Here is an 18,274-nt window from a genome sequence, read left to right on the forward strand (position 1 = left end):
AGAGCGTGTACTGGCATCGGGTCGTGGCGCAAAAATCATTACCTCTCTGGATGAAGTTCTGATCGTTCAGCTGACCTTTGGTCATGGCCATGATTTTGACCGCTTAGAAAGTGAAGTCCTTGAAGGTCTTAAACGAGCCCAACTTGAGCCGCTTGCTTATGAGCTTGAACCGGATCAGCACTGCTTACGTCTTGCTTATACAGAAGAGATCGCTGGTGGCGCTTTAGAATATCTACAAGATCACGCGATTGAAGCGGAAATTAAGCTTAAAGAAGGCTTCTCTCTGATTGCGGCGGTGGGTGCGGGTGTGACTAAGAACCCGAACCATTGTTATGGATTCTACCAACAACTCAAGAGCTCACCGGTTGAGTTTATCTCAGAAGCAAACTCTGGCTTGAGCTTAGTGGCTGTGATTCGTAAGAGTGAAACATCAAGCCTAGTGAAAGGCATTCACTCTCAACTGTTCCAAGCGCAAAAGCGTGTTGCGATTGCCTTGTGTGGTAAGGGCAACATTGGTTCAAGTTGGTTAAGCTTGTTTGCTGAACAAAAGGCTGAACTTGAAAAGCGCCGTGGGATGAACTTTGAATTGGTTGCGGTTGTTGATAGCCAAACTTATTGGTTCGACGATCAAGGCATTGATGCGACTTCAGTTGGTAAACGCTTTGATGACGAAGCGATTGCCAATAATGGTAACGACTGGTTAGAGCGTTTGGGTTCTATTCAGGGTTACGATGAAGCTGTAGTACTCGATGTCACCGCAAGCCCTGTGCTTGCAGCAAAGTACCTGCAAATTGCACAACAAGGTATCCACCTGATCTCAGCTAACAAGGTGGCAGGCTCTGCATCAAGCGAGTATTACCATCAGGTACAAGATGCTTTCGCTAAGATCAGCCGTCATTGGCTGTACAATGCGACAGTGGGTGCCGGCTTACCGATTAATCACACAGTACGTGACTTGCGTGAAAGCGGTGACGATATTCTCGCTCTGTCAGGTATCTTCTCGGGCACTCTATCTTGGTTATTCCAACAGTTTGATGGCACGGTGTCATTCAGCGAGTTGGTTGACTTAGCGTGGCAGCAAGGCCTGACGGAACCGGATCCTCGCGCTGACCTCGATGGCTCAGACGTGATGCGTAAGCTAGTGATTCTGGCGCGTGAATCGGGTTTAGATATTGAGCCTGAAAACGTCAAAGTAGAATCATTGGTACCTGAAGAATTACAAGATCTGTCAGTGGATGACTTCTTTGATAAAGCTTCTGTACTGAGTGAAGAGTTGGCCGAGCGTTTAGAGAAAGCGCAGTCTCAACAGAAGGTCCTTCGTTACGTAGCGCGTTTAGAGAAGAATGGTAAGGCAACGGTAGGCGTTGAAGCGTTATCTAAAGAACACGCTCTGGCGAACTTACTGCCTTGCGACAACATCTTTGCGATTGAGAGCAAATGGTACAAAGATAATCCATTGGTTATTCGTGGCCCAGGTGCTGGTCGTGAAGTGACAGCTGGTGCAATTCAGTCTGATTTAAACAGAATGTCTAGCCTGTTTTAATACTAAGAGCGGTTGGTTTAATACTTAGAGCGATTGGCTTAATAGTCAGATCAATTGCTTTAATACTCAGATTAATTGTTTAAATGCGTAAATAGCATACTATCCACTAAGATAAATAAGGCTGAAAGCACGATGTGTTTTCAGCCTTTTTTCTACATTATTTCTTCTTTGCGACCCACCTATCGGCTTGAGCTTTTCTCACTATCTACTTGAAAAAAATTCATAATGGATCTGTTGACATTAAATCGTATTCAATTCATTCTGGAGACATATAGACGTCTAAACGTCGCTAGGGATTTGAGATTATTTAGTGGTTGCTTTTGCCACAGGGAGAGTAAGATGGGATACACACACGCAAGTCATATCGACGCTTTAAATCAGAATATTGCAGAGCTTTCTGACAACATCAATGTGTCATTTGAATTTTTCCCACCAAGCAGTGAGAAGATGGAAGAGACCCTGTGGAATTCTGTTCACCGTCTTAAAACACTTCAACCTAAATTTGTATCAGTAACCTATGGTGCAAACTCGGGTGAGCGTGATCGTACCCACTCAATCATTAAAGAAATTAAGAACCAAACAGGCTTAGTTGCTGCACCACACTTAACGTGTATTGATGCTAGCCGCGAAGAGCTGATTCAAATTGCCGACGATTACTGGGCAAATGGCATTGAAAGTATTGTTGCGTTGCGCGGTGATATTCCAGCAGGCGGTGGTGCGCCAGATATGTATGCGTCTGATTTAGTCGAGCTGCTTAAATCTCGTCACGACTTTGATATATCAGTAGCGGCATTCCCTGAGGTTCACCCTGAAGCAAAAAGCGCTCAATCTGATCTTATTAACCTAAAGCGTAAAGTGGATGCGGGTGCAAACCGTGCAATCACTCAGTTCTTCTTCGATGTCGAAAGCTACTTACGTTTTCGTGACCGTTGTGTGGCGGCTGGCGTTGACGTAGAGATTGTACCGGGTATCTTGCCGGTTTCTAACTTCAAGCAAGCGTCTCGTTTTGCTGCGATGAATAACGTAAAAGTACCAGGTTGGATGGCGAAGCAGTTCGAAGGCTTGGATGATGATCCAACAACTCGTCAGTTAGTCGGTGCTAGCCAAGCGATCGATATGGTTCGTACGCTAAGCCGTGAAGGTGTGAAAGATTTCCACTTTTACACGCTAAACCGTGCAGAAATGACTTATGCACTTTGCCACACATTAGGTGTTCGTCCACAAGTCGCTGCGCTTTAAGTAAAGTCTAGGAAGTAAAGCCCAAGCGCTTGTAAAAGCTTCTGGTAGTAACATTTCAAATCCTATAGATACAAAAAAGGCTTGGACTCTAAGAGTTCAAGCCTTTTACTTTTCTAGTTTCTAGTTTCTAGTTTCTAGTTTCTAGTTTCTAGTTTCTAGTTTCTAGTTTCTAGCTTAACTTAAGCAAGAGCGCCAAGTTCAAGCAGTACTTCGTCAGCCCATACAATCCATGCTTCACGGATCAGTAGGTTACGACGAAGCGTTAGACGCTCTAGGCGTGCTTGCTTGTCTAGTGTAGATGGCGTTGCGTAGTAAGCCGCTTCGATTTCTTTGTAGTGAGAAACCAGTTTGCGAGACTCTTCTACTAGTTCAGCAAGTTGTACACGGTACGCATCAGAAGGTTGTACAGCACAAGCGATTAACTTAGCTGAGAACTCGTCACGAACGGTTGGGTGTGCAGTTGGTTGTTCAAACCATTCACCTAGCGCGCCACGGCCAGCATCGGTGATAGAGTAAACTTTACGATCAGGTTTGCCTTCTTGAGGCTCAAGTACGCAAGTTACCTGGTCGTTCTGAGCCATTTTATTTAGCTCGCGGTAAACTTGTTGGTGGCTAGCTTTCCAGAAGTAACCAATGCTTGCGGAGAATTCTTTTGTGATATCGTAACCAGTAGCATCGCGTGTACTTAAAACGGTTAAAATTACGTGTGGTAATGACATGTCTGAAATCCAAATGGTAAACAGTAAACAAATACTTGAACAACAAGTGTGCTTCTATGGCACGTTATATTGGTTATGTTCAAGTAGCACCAACTCAATCGTTGGTTATGTCACCTTACAAAGCCGTTTATCACCTAGGTTGACCAGTTTATTGGTCGAGTGCCGCAGATTATTATTTTGGAGTGTTTCTGCAGCGGAGCAGTAGTATATCTAAATAATAAGCATAAAGTAGAATACATGGGCAAAATAACCCAAAAAACTGACAAAATACTCACTAGTGGTCATTTGGCAAAATAAAAAGGCCGCCAATGGCGACCTTTTGTTTGTTTTGTAGATGGAATCACTAATTAACCAGTGTTTCGCATACCTGCTGCAATACCTGCAATCGTCACCATTAGCGCTTCTTCTAGCTCTGCTGGTGGTGTTTCACACTTACGAGTACGGTAAAGCAGTTCCGCTTGAAGCATGTTTAGTGGCTCAACATAGATGTTACGCAGACGAATTGACTCAAGTCCCCAAGGGTCGCTTTGCATCAAGTTCTCGTTATTTTCTACATTTAGCACCGCTTTGATGTCTTTTTGCAGCTGTTCACGCAGTAACTCACCCAGAGGTAATAGCTCTTCGTCAACAAGTCGCTGGTCGTAGTACTTAGCGATTTCCATGTTGCACTTCGAGTACACCATTTCCAACATACCTAGACGAGTCGAGAAGAATGGCCATTCACGACACATCTCTTCAAGTAGCGCTTGATGGCCTTGATCGACAGAGTATTGAATCGCTTCACCAGCGCCTAACCATGCAGGAAGTACCAAACGGTTTTGGCTCCATGAGAAGATCCATGGGATCGCACGTAGGCTTTCTACGCCGCCGTTCGGGTTACGTTTCGCAGGACGAGAACCAAGAGGTAACTTGCCTAACTCTAGCTCTGGCGTCGCTTGGCGGAAGTAAGGAACAAACTTCTCTTCACCACGAACGACGTTGCGGTAAGCTTCGCAAGATACTTCAGACAGCACTTCCATTAGGTCGCGCCATTCTTGTTTTGGCTCTGGTGGTGGCAGAAGGTTCGCTTCTAGAATCGCACTTGCGTAAAGGTTGAAGCTGTTTACGGCAACATCTGGCAAGCCAAGCTTAAAGCGGATCATTTCGCCTTGTTCAGTTACACGTAAGCCGCCTTTCAAGCTTTTAGGTGGCTGAGAAAGAAGAGCTGCGTGCGCTGGCGCACCACCACGACCAACCGTACCACCACGACCGTGGAATAGAGTCAGTTCAATGCCTTCTTCTTCACAAGCCTTAACTAGCTTGTCCATTGCATCGTATTGCGCCCAGCCTGCAGACATTACACCGGCATCTTTAGCTGAGTCAGAATATCCGATCATCACCATTTGGTGGTTCTGGATAAAGCCACGGTATAAATCGATGCTCATTAGCTGTTTCATTACGGCTTCTGAGTTGTTCAAGTCGTCTAGCGTTTCGAACAATGGACATACGTCCATGCGGTACGGGCAACCACATTCTTGTAGAAGCAAATGTACAGCCAATACATCCGAGGCAGTACGAGCCATAGAGATCACGTAAGCACCAAAGGCTTCACGAGGTTGAGCAGCAACGACCTTACAGGTGTCTAAAACCTCTTTGACCTGCTCAGATGGCTCCCAGTCGCGTGGTAACAGTGGGCGCTTTGAGCTTAATTCATTGGTTAAGAAAGCAACCTTATCTTGCTCGCTCCATTGGTCGTAATCACCAATGCCTAGGTAGCGAGTCAATTCAGATAGCACATCTGAGTGACGAGTACTTTCTTGACGAACATCGAGACGAACCAAATGCACGCCGAATGCTTTTAGGCGGCGTAGCGTATCAAGTAGAGAACCGTCCGCGATTACGCCCATGCCACATTCGTGCAGTGATTGGTAACATGCGTAAAGTGGTGTCCAAAGTTGGTCTATGTTCTGGAGAGTTTCTTTCTTCGGTACTTCTGCGTCGTGCAGTTTTGCATCAAGCACTTCTAGCGTGTTGTTGAGCAGAGTACGTAGGCTCTTCAGGATTGCACGGTAAGCTTCGTGCTCATCGCCAGCCAATTCACGAACGGCATCATTACACTTGGTCATCGACAGTTCGGTAATCAACTCGTTCACGTCACCTAGGTATAGATCAGCGGCTTTCCAGCGAGACAGACGCAGTACTTCTTTAGTGATGGTGTGCGTTACGAATGGGTTACCATCGCGGTCACCACCCATCCAAGATGAGAAATGAACAGGGCGCGCATCAATTGGCAGGCCTTCACCAAGGTAACCTTTTAATCGACCATCCATTTCACGTAGGAAATCAGGCACAGCTTCCCAAAGTGAGTTTTCGACAACCGCAAAGCCCCACTTAGCTTCATCAAGTGGCGTTGGGCGCTGCTGACGAATTACATCAGAGTGCCAACCTTGAGCGATCAGTTGCTCTAGGCGGCGTTCGGTTTTCACGCGCTCTTTGTGTGATAGGTCGCTTAATTCTAATTTAGACAGACACTCGTTGATCTTTACCAGCTTGTTGATCATGGTGCGACGAGTGATTTCTGTTGGGTGTGCAGTCAGAACGAGTTCAATGTTCAGGTCGCGAACGGCTTGAGCCGCGTCTAGCTTGCTGATGTCATTCTGATTTAATTTGGAAAATAGAGATTGCAGCACATCTGGTTCACAAACATGCTCCTCACAGTGGCGAGAGATCGTATGGTATTGCTCTGCCATGTTGGTGAGGTTGAGAAATTGGTTAAATGCACGAGCAACAGGAGTGAGTTGTTCGTTCGGCAGGTTTTTGATTTCTTCAACTAGGCTGTCACGGTCAGCTTTGTTGCCTGCGCGGGCGGATTTGGAAAGTTTACGGATAGTCTCCACTTTCTCTAAGATAACGTCACCATGTGCATCTTGGATTGTGTTACCTAGCAAGCGTCCTAGCATGCTTACGTTACTCTTGAGAGCGGCGTATTTCTCGTTCATTGTCATCCTGCCTCGTAAAAAAATTACATCCATTGTTCCTTGTTAAGTACACAATCTAGCGAAAAGTGCTGTATCTAGTCAAATAAAGCATTCTAAGTTTGCAATTATTAGGTTTAAAAATGCGGGAGAAGTAAATTTTTCAAAACTTAGGGAAAAAGTGAAATTTAATTACAAGGTTGCGGCTATATCAGGGATGGCAGAATAAAAGCCACTTTTTAGGGTGGCTTTTATGTGAATGTTCGGATTGAGAAGTAATAACTAGAAACAATATTTACGGATAGATTTACTCAGAACATCAATTGTAGGGTCAATAAAATCGAAGCTTAAGAACTCATCCGGTTGGTGAGCTTGGTCAATTGAGCCTGGACCTAATACCAAGGTTGGGCATAACTCTTGAAGGAAAGGTGCTTCAGTACAGTAGTTCACGGTTTGAGATTCAGTTTCACACACCGATTCCATGCCACCGATAAATGGATGATCGTGCTGACACTCATAACCCGGAATCGGTTCGTGCAGTGGAGTAATCTCAATTCTGCCCGGCCATTTTGCTTCTACTTCTTTAAGTGCGCTACGCAGCATGTTATCCAAGCCATCTAAGCTAATGCCCGGTAAAGGACGAACATCATAGTGCAGTTCACAACAACCACAGATACGGTTCGCACTGTCGCCACCGTGGATATGACCAAGGTTTAGGGTAGGGCTTGGAATTGCAAAACCTGGGTGGTGGTACTCCTTGACTAACTTGTCACGCAACTGCATTAAAGCAAATAACACTTCATGCATGATCTCGATGGCGTTAACGCCTAAAGCTGGATCTGAAGAGTGACCTGATTTACCCGTTACTCGTACTGCGTTGGCGACATGGCCTTTATGACCACGAATCGGCACTAGGCTGGTTGGCTCACCAATAATGCAGTAGTCCGGTTTAAACGGCGCATTTTCAGTGAAATGACGTGCACCTAGCATAGTGGTTTCTTCGTCACACGTAGCTAAAACATAAAGCGGCTTGGTTTGCTTGCTCCAATCCATTTTCTTAGCAGCTTCATAAACGAAGGCAAAAAAGCCTTTCATATCGGCGGTGCCTAATCCGTAGAAGCGGTTGTTGTGTTCTGTCAATGCGTGAGGGTCGAAGTTCCAACGTCCTTCATCGAATGGCACGGTATCGCTGTGTCCTGCAAGCAATAAGCCCCCTTCGCCTGAACCCATCTTTGCGACCATATTATGCTTGCCGGGTTCGACTTCCACGACCTCAACGCTAAAGCCTACGTCTTTAAACCATTGAGCCATTTTTTCGATCACTTTCTCGTTGCCATGATCCCAGCTTGGATCTGTTGAGCTAATGGAGTCGGTGGAAATTAGGCCTTTATAGACCTCAAGGAAACTCGGTAATTGCATAATATCTTCACTTCTACTATTGACAGGAAAACCATAAGTCGGTAAAACACATATTAAATCATATTTAATGCATAAGAAATCAAATATAGCTAAAAATTAAGTATGAATAGTCAAATTTGAAATATAACTTACCTCAAGAATGGATGTGTTGAGATGTTGAAAACCACGATCATTGGTGCAAGCGGCTATACAGGAGCAGAACTGGCTCTAATGATAAACAGACACCCTGAGCTCACGCTATCAGGTTTATATGTCTCAGCCAATAGTGTAGATGCGGGCAAACCTATCGCTGCACTGCACGGTAAGTTAGCTGGCCTGATTGATATGCCAGTACAACCTTTAACAAATCCGGAAGAAGTGGCTAAACAGTCTGATGTGATTTTCTTAGCAACGGCACACGAAGTCAGTCACGACCTAGCGCCCATTTTTCTAGAGAACGACTGCCAAGTTTTCGACCTATCGGGTGCATTCAGAGTTAAAGGCGAAAACTTCTATCAAGAGTTTTACGGTTTTGAACATCAACACGAACAATGGCTAGACAAAGCGGCTTACGGTTTAGCTGAATGGAACGAACAAGAAATAAAAGAAGCTCAGCTTGTTGCAGTCGCGGGTTGTTACCCAACTGCATCACAACTGGCGATTAAGCCTTTAGTTGAAGCAAAGTTACTGGATGAGAACCAATGGCCAGTGATTAACGCGACTAGTGGCGTTACTGGAGCCGGTCGTAAGGCGACTATGGTCAACAGCTTCTGCGAAGTAAGCCTGCAAGCTTATGGCGTATTCAACCACCGTCATCAACCTGAAATGGCGGCACACCTAGGATGTGATGTGATTTTCACTCCGCACCTAGGCAACTTTAAGCGTGGCATTTTAGCGACCATTACCATGAAACTGGCTGACGGTGTGACAGAACAACAGATACAAGATGCCTTCGAGCAAGCATATCAAGGTAAGCCAGCCGTGAGATTACTCGAAGAGACATTGCCAAGAATTCAAGATGTAGAACAGACACCTTTCTGCGATTTAGGCTGGAAGGTTCAAGGTCAACACATCATCGTTGTTTCAGCGATTGATAACTTATTAAAGGGTGCATCTAGCCAAGCGATGCAGTGTTTAAATTTACGTTATGGTTTTGCGCCATTAACTGCGTTAGTGTAAGGAAATCTAGATATGAGCCTTAATAATCAACCATTAATCATAAAGTTAGGTGGCGCTGCGCTATCTTGTGGTGAAACACTTAGCAAGTTATTTGGTGCGATTTCAGCTTACCAACAACAGGCACAGCGACCAATCGTGATTGTTCACGGCGGCGGTTACCTTGTTGATGATTTGATGAATAAGTTGAACCTCGAAACCGTTAAGAAAGAGGGGCTACGTGTTACTCCTTATGATCAGATCCCTGTTATCGCTGGCGCGCTAGCGGGCACGGCCAACAAACTACTTCAAGGTCAGGCAATTAAAGACGGTATCAATGCCGTTGGTTTGAGCCTTGCAGATGGTGGTTTATGCAAAGTGAGCGAACTGAACCCTGAACTGGGCGCGGTAGGAAAAGCGGAGCCGGGCGACTCAACCGTTCTGCAAGCGATTCTTAATACGGGCGCACTGCCAATCATTAGCTCAATTGGTCTGACTGAGCAAGGCCAACTGATGAACGTCAATGCAGACCAAGCTGCTGTAGCTGTAGCTGGCGCGCTTGATGCTGAATTGGTACTGCTTTCTGATGTAAGCGGTGTGTTGGATGGCAAAGGTCACCTGATTCCAAGCCTTAATCAACAACAAGCTGATGACCTTATTACAGGCAAAGTGATTACCGATGGCATGATCGTTAAGGTTCAAGCCGCACTAGAAGCCGCTAACGACCTTGGACGACCAATCGAAGTTGCCACTTGGCGATACCCAGAAAAGCTAACACAACTGTTTTCAGGTAAAAGCATAGGAACGCAGTTTTTACCTCAGTAGACCTCACCACGAGTCACTACTTAAAGAATTTAGACAAATAAATTTAACACATAATAATGAAGTCATTTCCAACGCTGACCGCCATGTGCAGTATGGAAACTAGGAGAAAGAAAATGAGCAAAGTTAACGTAAAGAAAGTTGTAGTAGCCTACTCTGGCGGTCTAGACACATCAGTAATTATTCCATGGTTGAAAGAGAACTATGATTGCGAAGTTATCGCATTTGTTGCAGATGTAGGCCAAGGCGATGAAGAGCTGATTGGTATTGAAGAGAAAGCAAAAGCGTCTGGTGCATCTGAGTGCTACATCGCTGACCTTAAAGAAGAGATGGTGGCAGATTACATCTACCCAACGCTAAAAACTGGCGCTTACTACGAAGGTAAATACCTGCTAGGTACTTCAATGGCTCGTCCAATTATCGCGAAAGCTCAGGTTGAGGTTGCACGTAAAGTCGGTGCAGACGCACTGTGTCACGGCTGTACAGGTAAGGGTAACGACCAAGTTCGTTTTGAAGGCGCATTTGCTGCACTAGCACCGGATCTACACGTAATTGCACCTTGGCGTGAATGGGATCTAGTGAGCCGTGAAGAGTGTCTAGATTACCTAGCTGAACGTAACATCCCTTGTACGGCTTCTCTTACTAAGATCTACTCGCGTGATGCAAACGCATGGCACATCTCTACAGAAGGCGGCGTGCTAGAAAATACATGGAACGCACCGGATGAAGATTGCTGGGCTTGGACTGTAGACCCAGAGCAAGCGCCAAACGAACCTGAAACTGTGACGCTTAAAGTTGAAAAAGGTGAAGTGGTAGCGGTTGATGGCGAAACAATGACGCCATACAACGCACTGGTTTACCTAAATGAGAAGGGTGCGAAGCACGGTGTTGGTCGTATCGATATCGTAGAAAACCGTCTTGTTGGCATGAAGTCTCGTGGTTGTTACGAAACTCCAGGTGGCACAATCATGATGGAAGCACTGCGTGCAGTAGAGCAACTGGTTCTTGATAAAGCGGCATTCGAATTCCGTGAAGAGCTAGGTGTTAAAGCTTCTCATCTTGTATACGATGGCCGTTGGTTCACTCCGCTATGTAAGTCAATTCTTGCGGCAACAGATGAACTAGCACAAGACGTAAATGGTGAAGTGGTTATCAAACTTTACAAAGGCCATGCAACGGTGACTCAGAAGCGTTCTGACAACAGCCTGTACTCAGAAGAGTTTGCAACCTTTGGTGAAGATGAAGTTTACGACCAAAGCCACGCTGAAGGCTTTATCCGTCTTTACTCGCTATCAAGCCGTATCCGTGCTCTGAATAGCCAAAAGTAATCCGAACCATGAGTTAGTGAGCTAGCCTTTTACGAATAACGGAAGGCTAGCAAATAGACATTATTATGCAAAGCCCATCCACTATTGATTAGTGAATGGGCTTTTTTCTATCTATTAGTCTAATAAATCAGCTTCGGTTTTTATCATTGAATGGCATATAATTCGCGAATCACGCTGAAAATAAATAATGGATTAAACTATCGGTGAATAAATATGTGAAAATAATGAATTAATACTTTATTTTCATTTTGAATTGCCGTAAGTTTAAACCATCAGAAAAATACTGAATTTTAATCAGAATTATCATTTGCAAAAACAGTGAGCACTGTGCAATTAGGAGATACACAATGGCATTATGGGGCGGTAGATTTACCCAAGCAGCAGACACCCGGTTTAAAGATTTTAACGATTCTCTTCGTTTTGATTACCGATTGGCTGAGCAAGACATTGTGGGCTCAATTGCCTGGTCTAAAGCTCTACTGTCGGTCAACGTATTAACCGAAGAAGAGCAACAGAAGCTTGAGTTAGCGTTGAATGAGCTAAAACTTGAGGTGATGGAAGATCCTGAACAGATTCTACGTTCTGATGCAGAAGATATTCACAGCTGGGTCGAGCAACAACTTATCGGCAAAGTCGGTGACTTGGGCAAAAAACTTCACACTGGCCGTTCTCGTAATGACCAAGTGGCGACAGACCTTAAACTATGGTGTCGTCAGCAAGGTAACCAACTGCTACTTGCATTGGATCGCCTACAAAGCCAAATGGTGAACGTCGCTTCTCAGCATCAAGAAACCGTACTTCCTGGCTACACTCACTTACAACGTGCTCAGCCGGTAACTTTTGCTCACTGGTGCTTGGCTTACGTTGAAATGCTTGAGCGTGATTATTCTCGTTTGAATGATGCGATTAAGCGTCTAGATACATGTCCGCTGGGTTCTGGTGCCCTTGCTGGAACTGCTTACCCGATGGACCGTGAAGAGTTAGCTCACAACTTAGGTTTCCATCGTGCAACGCGTAACTCTCTAGATTCAGTTTCTGACCGTGATCATGTGATGGAGCTGATGTCGATTGCATCTATCTCAATGCTTCACCTTTCACGTCTTGCAGAAGATATGATTTTCTACAACTCAGGTGAATCAAACTTCATCGAGTTAGCCGATACAGTGACGTCAGGTTCATCTCTGATGCCACAAAAGAAAAATCCAGATGCGCTAGAGCTTATACGTGGCAAAACTGGCCGTGTATACGGTTCATTAGCCGCAATGATGATGACAGTGAAAGCTCTGCCTTTGGCGTACAACAAAGACATGCAAGAAGATAAAGAAGGTCTGTTCGACGCTTTAGATACTTGGAATGATTGTATGGAAATGGCAGCACTCTGTTTTGACGGTATTAAAGTGAACGGCGAACGTACGCTTGAAGCAGCAAAACAAGGCTACGCGAACTCAACAGAACTGGCTGATTACTTAGTAGCGAAAGGCATTCCTTTCCGTGAAGCTCACCATATTGTTGGTGTAACAGTCGTCGCAGCGATTGCTAAAGGCTGTGCATTAGAAGAGTTAACCATCGCAGAGATGAAAGAGTTCTCTGAGGTGATTGAAGAGGATGTGTATGACATCCTGACCATTGAGTCGTGTCTTGAAAAACGTAGTGCGCTAGGTGGTGTATCACCACAACAAGTGGCTTACGCGGTTGACCAAGCAGAGAAGCGTTTATCACAGCGTGATACTTCTATCGTTAAGGTTCGTTCTGCTCGTCTGACCGATATTGAAGCGTTGGAAGGCATGGTGGCCTACTGGGCGAATATGGGTGAAAACCTGCCTCGTTCTCGTAATGAACTGGTGCGTGATATTGGTTCGTTTGCCGTCGCAGAGCATCATGGTGAGGTGACAGGTTGTGCATCACTCTATGTGTATGACTCTGGTTTAGCGGAAATTCGTTCGTTAGGTGTTGAAGCTGGCTGGCAAGGTCAAGGGCAGGGTACCGCGATTGTGCAGCACTTGGTTGATAAAGCGCGACAAATGGCCATTAAGAAGGTGTTTGTGCTGACTCGTACCCCAGAGTTCTTTATGAAGCATGACTTTTTACCAACATCGAAATCTTTGCTACCTGAGAAGGTACTGAAAGATTGTGATCAGTGTCCTCGCCAACATGCATGTGATGAAGTGGCGTTGGAAGTGAACTTGGTTGAACAGATTATCGCAAAGGTGAATGTTGCATAAGGCATTGATTTTATGGAACCTAAAAAAAAGATCAAAAATCTGATCTTTTTTGGGAACAAACTAAGAAAAGTCCGGTCTATTAAAGTACCACTGCTTTTTCTTAGAATTTTCTAAGAAAGCCCTAGAATCGATTGGTTCTGGGGCTTTTTTCTATCTGCTGTTTGGGAAGTGAAGATAGGTCGTTAAATCGAAGCACTATCGGGTCATTGAATCGAACATCTAGCCATTATCGTTTATCTAATAAAGTCTCTCTGCTAACGCTTTTTGTTCCTTAAAGGCAGCACGACAAATTTCATTATCCAATGCAACGACAGCAAGCCGCTGAATACGAAAGCGGCCATCATCAAAGCGATGGCATTGATGGTTTTTGGGTCTTCTTTGAAAAACAACCACCATGCTCCCCAACTTAAAATCGACAACACCATCAGCTGATTCATGCAGCGCTGGCAGCGGCCGAGTTTGTTACGGATTTTTTCACTTTTATTGCAATGAATGCATGTCATCTTGGGTTTGATTCGCGTTATGCTTGTTGCCTTGATAATAACACGTCACAAGATATTGGATCACGGTGACACAGAGAGAGAAAGTCGATGATTGAGCGTCAAGAAACCAAACAACGCATGAGCCGTATTGTGAAACACAACGGCACTATCTACCTATGTGGCCAAGTGTGTGCTGATGCAACCAAAGACATCACTGAGCAAACACAAACGATGCTGGATAAAGTGGAAGCCCTACTTGAGCAAGCGGGCAGCGATAAAGAGCACATGCTGTCAGCAACGATTTACTTGAAAGACATGAAAGACTTCCAAGAAATGAACGCAGTTTGGGATGCATGGGTTCCTGAAGGTCACGCTCCAGCTCGCGCATGTGTAACGGGTGATATGGCTCGTGAAGCGCTACTTGTTGAGATCTCTGTGATTGCTGCTGAGAAGTAATTGCTAAGCCTTTAGCGATAAGCAATGGCTTCAAGAGATTCCAGATACCTCGTCCCGCGGTTCTGGAATGACGAGTTTAGTTTTGGTTTAGCTGATGCGTCACTTTGATTTGCTTCAGTTTAGACGCGTTTGAAGAGAACCGCTATTCTGGTTAGCTTCGCCTAGACGTGTATGAAAATAGCTGTCATTCCCGAGAGCGACGAAGGAGCGTAATCGGGAATCTATAGTTTACTTGTTGCCAAAAACAAAAAGGAAAGCCACTGGCTTTCCTTTTTAGTATCTAGCGTTTGTTAACTGACTAACGATAGCCTGAGATTAACAACCAGGGCCACAATCTAGACAGTGTTTCACCATCTCTGGACCTAGGTGCAGTTTCGCATTGAGGTCACGTAGCGCTGTTCGCACACCTTCTTCAATCACTGGGTGGTAGAACGGCATATCCAGCATTTCAGAAACCGTCATCTTGTTTTGGTGTGCCCAAGCTAATAGGTGAGCCAAGTGTTCTGCGTTTGGTCCCATCATTTCAGCACCAAGGAAGCGGCCTGTACCTTGCTCGCCGTATACGTGCAGAATACCTTTGTTGCGCAGCATCACTCGTGAACGACCTTGGTTCTCGAAAGACACTTCACCTGTTGCGAAACAACCACATGTGCCTAAGCGTGTGGTGATCTCTTTGTAAGTTTCACCCACCATCGCGATTTGTGGGTCAGAGAATACCGCTGAGATTTTAGAACGGCGTAGGCCTGCACGAATCTCTGGGAAGCGACCTGCGTTATCACCCGCAATACGTGCTTGGTCTGCTGCTTCATGCAGTAGAGGCAGTTGGTTACTTGCGTCACCGGCAATAAATACTGATGGTAGCGATGTTTGTAGTGTGTAGTGGTCTGCGATAGGAACACCACGTTCATCAAGTTCTAGAGAGGTATTCTCTAGGCCAAGCTTATCAGTGTTTGGACGACGGCCTGTTGCTGCCAGCACATACTCAACGATGTTAGTTTCTAGTTCACCTTGCTTATTGATGAACTGAATTTCGACGCGATCTTCACCTGATTCAGTGGTAATGCGCTTCATGCTTTCGATTTTTACGTCAGCATCTAGGTAGAACTCTTCATTGAAGGCTTTATCTGCATACGCCATGATTTCAGGGTCGGTTACTGGACCCACTTGACCACCCAAACCGAACAGTTTGGTCTTCACACCTAAGCGATGCAGTGACTGACCAAGCTCTAGGCCAATAACGCCCGGGCCAAATACCGCAACCGACTCTGGTAAATCATCCCAGCTGAACACGTCATCGTTAATGATTAGGCGGTCACCCAGTTCATTCCAAACTGCAGGGTATGCAGGGCGAGAGCCGGTCGCGATAACAATACGCTTAGCGGTGACAACCGTGTGGTCATTGATTTGTAGCGTGTTGTCGTCTAAGAATTTTGCGTAGCCAGAGATCTTGTCTTGCTCTGGGATTTCATCAACACCTTCTAAAACAAAACCAACAAAACGGTTACGTTCAAATTTCACTCGGTCCATCACTTCACGGCCGTTAATCACGATATCACCTTGTGGGTGAACGCCAAAAGCCGGAGCTTTCTCGATGTGATGTACACTTTCTGCAGCTGCAATAAGCAGTTTAGATGGCATACAACCAACACGAGCACAGGTTGTACCGTAAGGGCCGCCTTCAATCATCACGACACTGTCAGTGTGTGCTTTTGCAGCGCGGTAAGAACCTAGACCTGCCGTACCGCCCCCGATAACTGCTACATCTACATTGACTTGTTTCATAATAATTTTCTCGCAATGGCTAAATTTAGTGTGAACGAACCCCTCCAACTCAGGTGATTTTTTGAGAGTCAGGATTGCGGGTCAGTTTTGTGATTCTGTTTTATTAGGTTTAGCTTGTGATTCAGCTTTTTGTTACTAACTGCTTCTCGTTACTAACTATAGGTTAGTTAAAAATTGGCGAGTCAGAAGCTGTATCTTTTTCCAAAGCTCAGATAAGAGTGTTTGGAATAGCTAACCCACAAGAGGGTGGGTTAGCTGATATTGCTTAGTTAACTTAACGATTAAGCTTATATCGATGGTAAGTCATTAACCTAGGAAAGCTTCAAGTTCTTCGCTACCACCGATGTGTTTGCCACCGATGAATACTTGTGGAACCGTTGTACGACCAGAGATTGCACGTAGGCTTACTGTTGTCGCGTCTTTACCTAATACTACTTCTTCGTAGTTCAAACCTTTGTCGATTAGGTTCTGCTTCGCTTTCATACAGAAAGGACAGCCTGGCTTAGTGAATACTGTGATTGACTCTTGCTCTTTGTGCTCAGGAGCAATGTAGTTAAGCATAGTATCCGCATCAGAAACCTTGAACGGGTCGCCTGGTACGTCTTCTTCGATGAACATTTTTTCTACCACGCCGTTTTTAACCAGCATGCTGTAGCGCCATGAACGTTTGCCGAAGCCGATGTCGTTTTTCTCAACTAGCATGCCCATACCGTCTGTGAAATCACCGTTACCATCTGGGATGAATGTGATTTTTTCAGCTTCTTGGTCTGCTTTCCAAGCGTTCATTACGAATGTGTCGTTTACTGAAACACATAGAATGTCATCAACACCGTTATCTTTGAATACAGAGTGCAGCTCGTTGTAACGAGGTAGGTGGCTTGAAGAACATGTCGGTGTAAACGCACCTGGTAAGCTGAATACGATAACTGTCTTGTCTTTGAATAGCTCTTCCGTCGTTACGTTAACCCATGCATCGCCCTGGCGAGTTGGGAATGTTACTTGAGGGATTGATTGACCTTCTTTAGATGCAAACATATTGATTTCCTTAAATAGTATTTTGAATTTTGTTCTATCAGAGCTTAACGTTTTTCTTTGCTCTGTTTCGTTTCGTTGAGCCCATTATTAGACAAATCCTTTGATAGCTCTAATCGTTTGATGTTATGGTTTTGATAGGTAAATTCTATCAAGAGCATTTTTCTTTTAAATGTTTCTATGAAACCCCTTGTTCTTATTAAACCAGAGGTAAGAGACTGATCATGAACATTCGTGACTTTGAATACTTGGTGGCGCTCGCAGAGCACAAACACTTCCGAAAAGCGGCAGAAGCGTGCTTTGTCAGTCAGCCGACACTAAGCGGTCAAATACGCAAACTAGAAGATGAAATTGGACTTCAGTTAACCGAGCGTAGTCCAAGGAAGGTCATATTTACAGAATCAGGGTTACAACTTGTTGAACAAGCCAAGCGTATTCTCAATGAAGTAAAGACTTTTAAGGATATGGCAAGTGGACACGGTGAAGCGATGACAGGGCCGATGCACATTGGTTTTATTCCGACCGTTGGCCCTTATATTTTACCTAAGATCATTCCTCACCTTAAAGAGTGCTTTCCCGATCTTGAGCTTTACCTGCATGAAGCGCAGACCCATCAGCTAGTGAGTCAACTTGAAGATGGCAAGCTTGATTGCTTGGTATTGGCTGCAGTTGATGAAACGGCGGCGTTCAAAGAGATTGATGTGTATAACGAACCGTTAAGCGTCGCAGTGCCATGTGATCATGAGTGGGCTAAGCAAGACACGGTCGATATGTTGCAGTTAAATGGACAAACCGTACTTGCACTGGGCGATGGTCACTGCTTACGAGACCAAGCCTTAGGCTTCTGTTTTGCTGCGGGTGCAAAAGACGATGAGCGCTTTAAAGCGACCAGCTTAGAAACGCTGCGTAACATGGTAGCAGCAGGGGCGGGCATTACCTTGTTACCTCAGTTATCGGTTCCAAAGGAAAAACAGAAAGATGGTGTGTGTTACGTTCCAGCGGTGAATCCAACACCTTCACGTCGCATTGTTGTTGCCTACCGACCGGGCTCTCCGCTAAAGGGGCGTTTTGAGCAACTGGCTGAGTCTATCCGAATTCAATTAGATAAAGCTGTTTAGTCATTTAATTTAAATCGTAGATAG

The 18,274-nt window shown here is 45.1% G+C and carries 14 protein-coding genes; 8 read left to right on the plus strand and 6 right to left on the minus strand.

Features of this window, described 5'->3' with window-relative positions:
* Positions 1-1,543, plus strand: a 1,543-nt coding sequence (gene metL, locus AB4232_RS00350) for a bifunctional aspartate kinase/homoserine dehydrogenase II (RefSeq protein ID WP_372085597.1), incomplete at its 5' end; no start/stop codon positions are given.
* A gap of 339 nt (positions 1,544-1,882) precedes the next feature.
* Positions 1,883-2,782, plus strand: a complete 900-nt coding sequence (gene metF / locus AB4232_RS00355) for a methylenetetrahydrofolate reductase (protein ID WP_009848888.1) — start codon at positions 1,883-1,885, stop codon at positions 2,780-2,782.
* 179 nt (positions 2,783-2,961) lie between these two features.
* On the opposite strand, the gene AB4232_RS00360 is transcribed toward metF, so the two are convergent.
* From AB4232_RS00360 to argE, 3 genes are all read right to left on the minus strand, one after another.
* On the minus strand, positions 2,962-3,501 hold the full coding sequence (locus AB4232_RS00360; RefSeq protein ID WP_009848889.1) for a PadR family transcriptional regulator: 540 nt from the start codon (positions 3,499-3,501) through the stop codon (positions 2,962-2,964).
* Positions 3,502-3,848: 347 nt separating this feature from the next.
* Positions 3,849-6,485 carry a phosphoenolpyruvate carboxylase gene (gene ppc, locus AB4232_RS00365; RefSeq protein ID WP_170962733.1) on the minus strand — a complete coding sequence of 879 codons (2,637 nt, stop codon included), beginning with the start codon at positions 6,483-6,485 and terminating at the stop codon, positions 3,849-3,851.
* Between the two features lie 252 nt (positions 6,486-6,737).
* A complete protein-coding gene (argE, locus tag AB4232_RS00370; RefSeq protein WP_009848891.1) occupies positions 6,738-7,874 on the minus strand; it encodes an acetylornithine deacetylase in 1,137 nt (378 codons plus the stop codon).
* Positions 7,875-8,027: 153 nt separating this feature from the next.
* Here argE and argC point away from each other — a divergent pair, with 153 nt between their 5' ends.
* The 4 genes from argC to argH all read left to right on the plus strand — a co-directional run bounded on the left by argC (position 8,028) and on the right by argH (position 13,380).
* Entirely contained in the window at positions 8,028-9,032 is a 1,005-nt protein-coding gene (gene argC, locus AB4232_RS00375; protein WP_017099991.1) for an N-acetyl-gamma-glutamyl-phosphate reductase, read from the plus strand.
* Between the two features lie 12 nt (positions 9,033-9,044).
* Complete coding sequence (gene argB, locus AB4232_RS00380) at positions 9,045-9,833, plus strand: acetylglutamate kinase (protein ID WP_371709587.1); 789 nt, start codon at positions 9,045-9,047, stop codon at positions 9,831-9,833.
* Positions 9,834-9,946: 113 nt separating this feature from the next.
* The gene (locus AB4232_RS00385; RefSeq protein WP_372085598.1) at positions 9,947-11,158 is read left to right on the plus strand and encodes an argininosuccinate synthase; all 1,212 of its coding nucleotides are present in this window, start codon (positions 9,947-9,949) and stop codon (positions 11,156-11,158) included.
* A 347-nt stretch (positions 11,159-11,505) separates the two neighbouring features.
* A complete protein-coding gene (argH, locus tag AB4232_RS00390; RefSeq protein ID WP_009848895.1) occupies positions 11,506-13,380 on the plus strand; it encodes an argininosuccinate lyase in 1,875 nt (624 codons plus the stop codon).
* A gap of 254 nt (positions 13,381-13,634) precedes the next feature.
* Here the strand turns inward: argH and AB4232_RS00395 are convergent, their stop codons facing one another.
* Entirely contained in the window at positions 13,635-13,883 is a 249-nt protein-coding gene (locus tag AB4232_RS00395; RefSeq protein WP_029225380.1) for a DUF3624 domain-containing protein, read from the minus strand.
* 87 nt (positions 13,884-13,970) lie between these two features.
* Here AB4232_RS00395 and AB4232_RS00400 point away from each other — a divergent pair, with 87 nt between their 5' ends.
* Positions 13,971-14,318 carry a RidA family protein gene (locus tag AB4232_RS00400; protein ID WP_004729674.1) on the plus strand — a complete coding sequence of 116 codons (348 nt, stop codon included), beginning with the start codon at positions 13,971-13,973 and terminating at the stop codon, positions 14,316-14,318.
* 315 nt (positions 14,319-14,633) lie between these two features.
* On the opposite strand, the gene AB4232_RS00405 is transcribed toward AB4232_RS00400, so the two are convergent.
* Positions 14,634-16,100: a dihydrolipoyl dehydrogenase gene (locus tag AB4232_RS00405; protein WP_372085600.1), complete on the minus strand. Its 1,467-nt coding sequence runs from the start codon at positions 16,098-16,100 to the stop codon at positions 14,634-14,636.
* A gap of 306 nt (positions 16,101-16,406) precedes the next feature.
* Entirely contained in the window at positions 16,407-17,135 is a 729-nt protein-coding gene (locus AB4232_RS00410; RefSeq protein ID WP_009848898.1) for a glutathione peroxidase, read from the minus strand.
* 221 nt (positions 17,136-17,356) lie between these two features.
* Here AB4232_RS00410 and oxyR point away from each other — a divergent pair, with 221 nt between their 5' ends.
* The gene (gene oxyR / locus AB4232_RS00415; protein ID WP_012604951.1) at positions 17,357-18,250 is read left to right on the plus strand and encodes a DNA-binding transcriptional regulator OxyR; all 894 of its coding nucleotides are present in this window, start codon (positions 17,357-17,359) and stop codon (positions 18,248-18,250) included.
* Positions 18,251-18,274 lie beyond the last annotated feature (24 nt).

Source organism: Vibrio sp. 10N.286.46.A8, from assembly GCF_041470165.1.
GTDB classification, from domain to species: Bacteria; Pseudomonadota; Gammaproteobacteria; order Enterobacterales; family Vibrionaceae; genus Vibrio; species Vibrio tasmaniensis_A.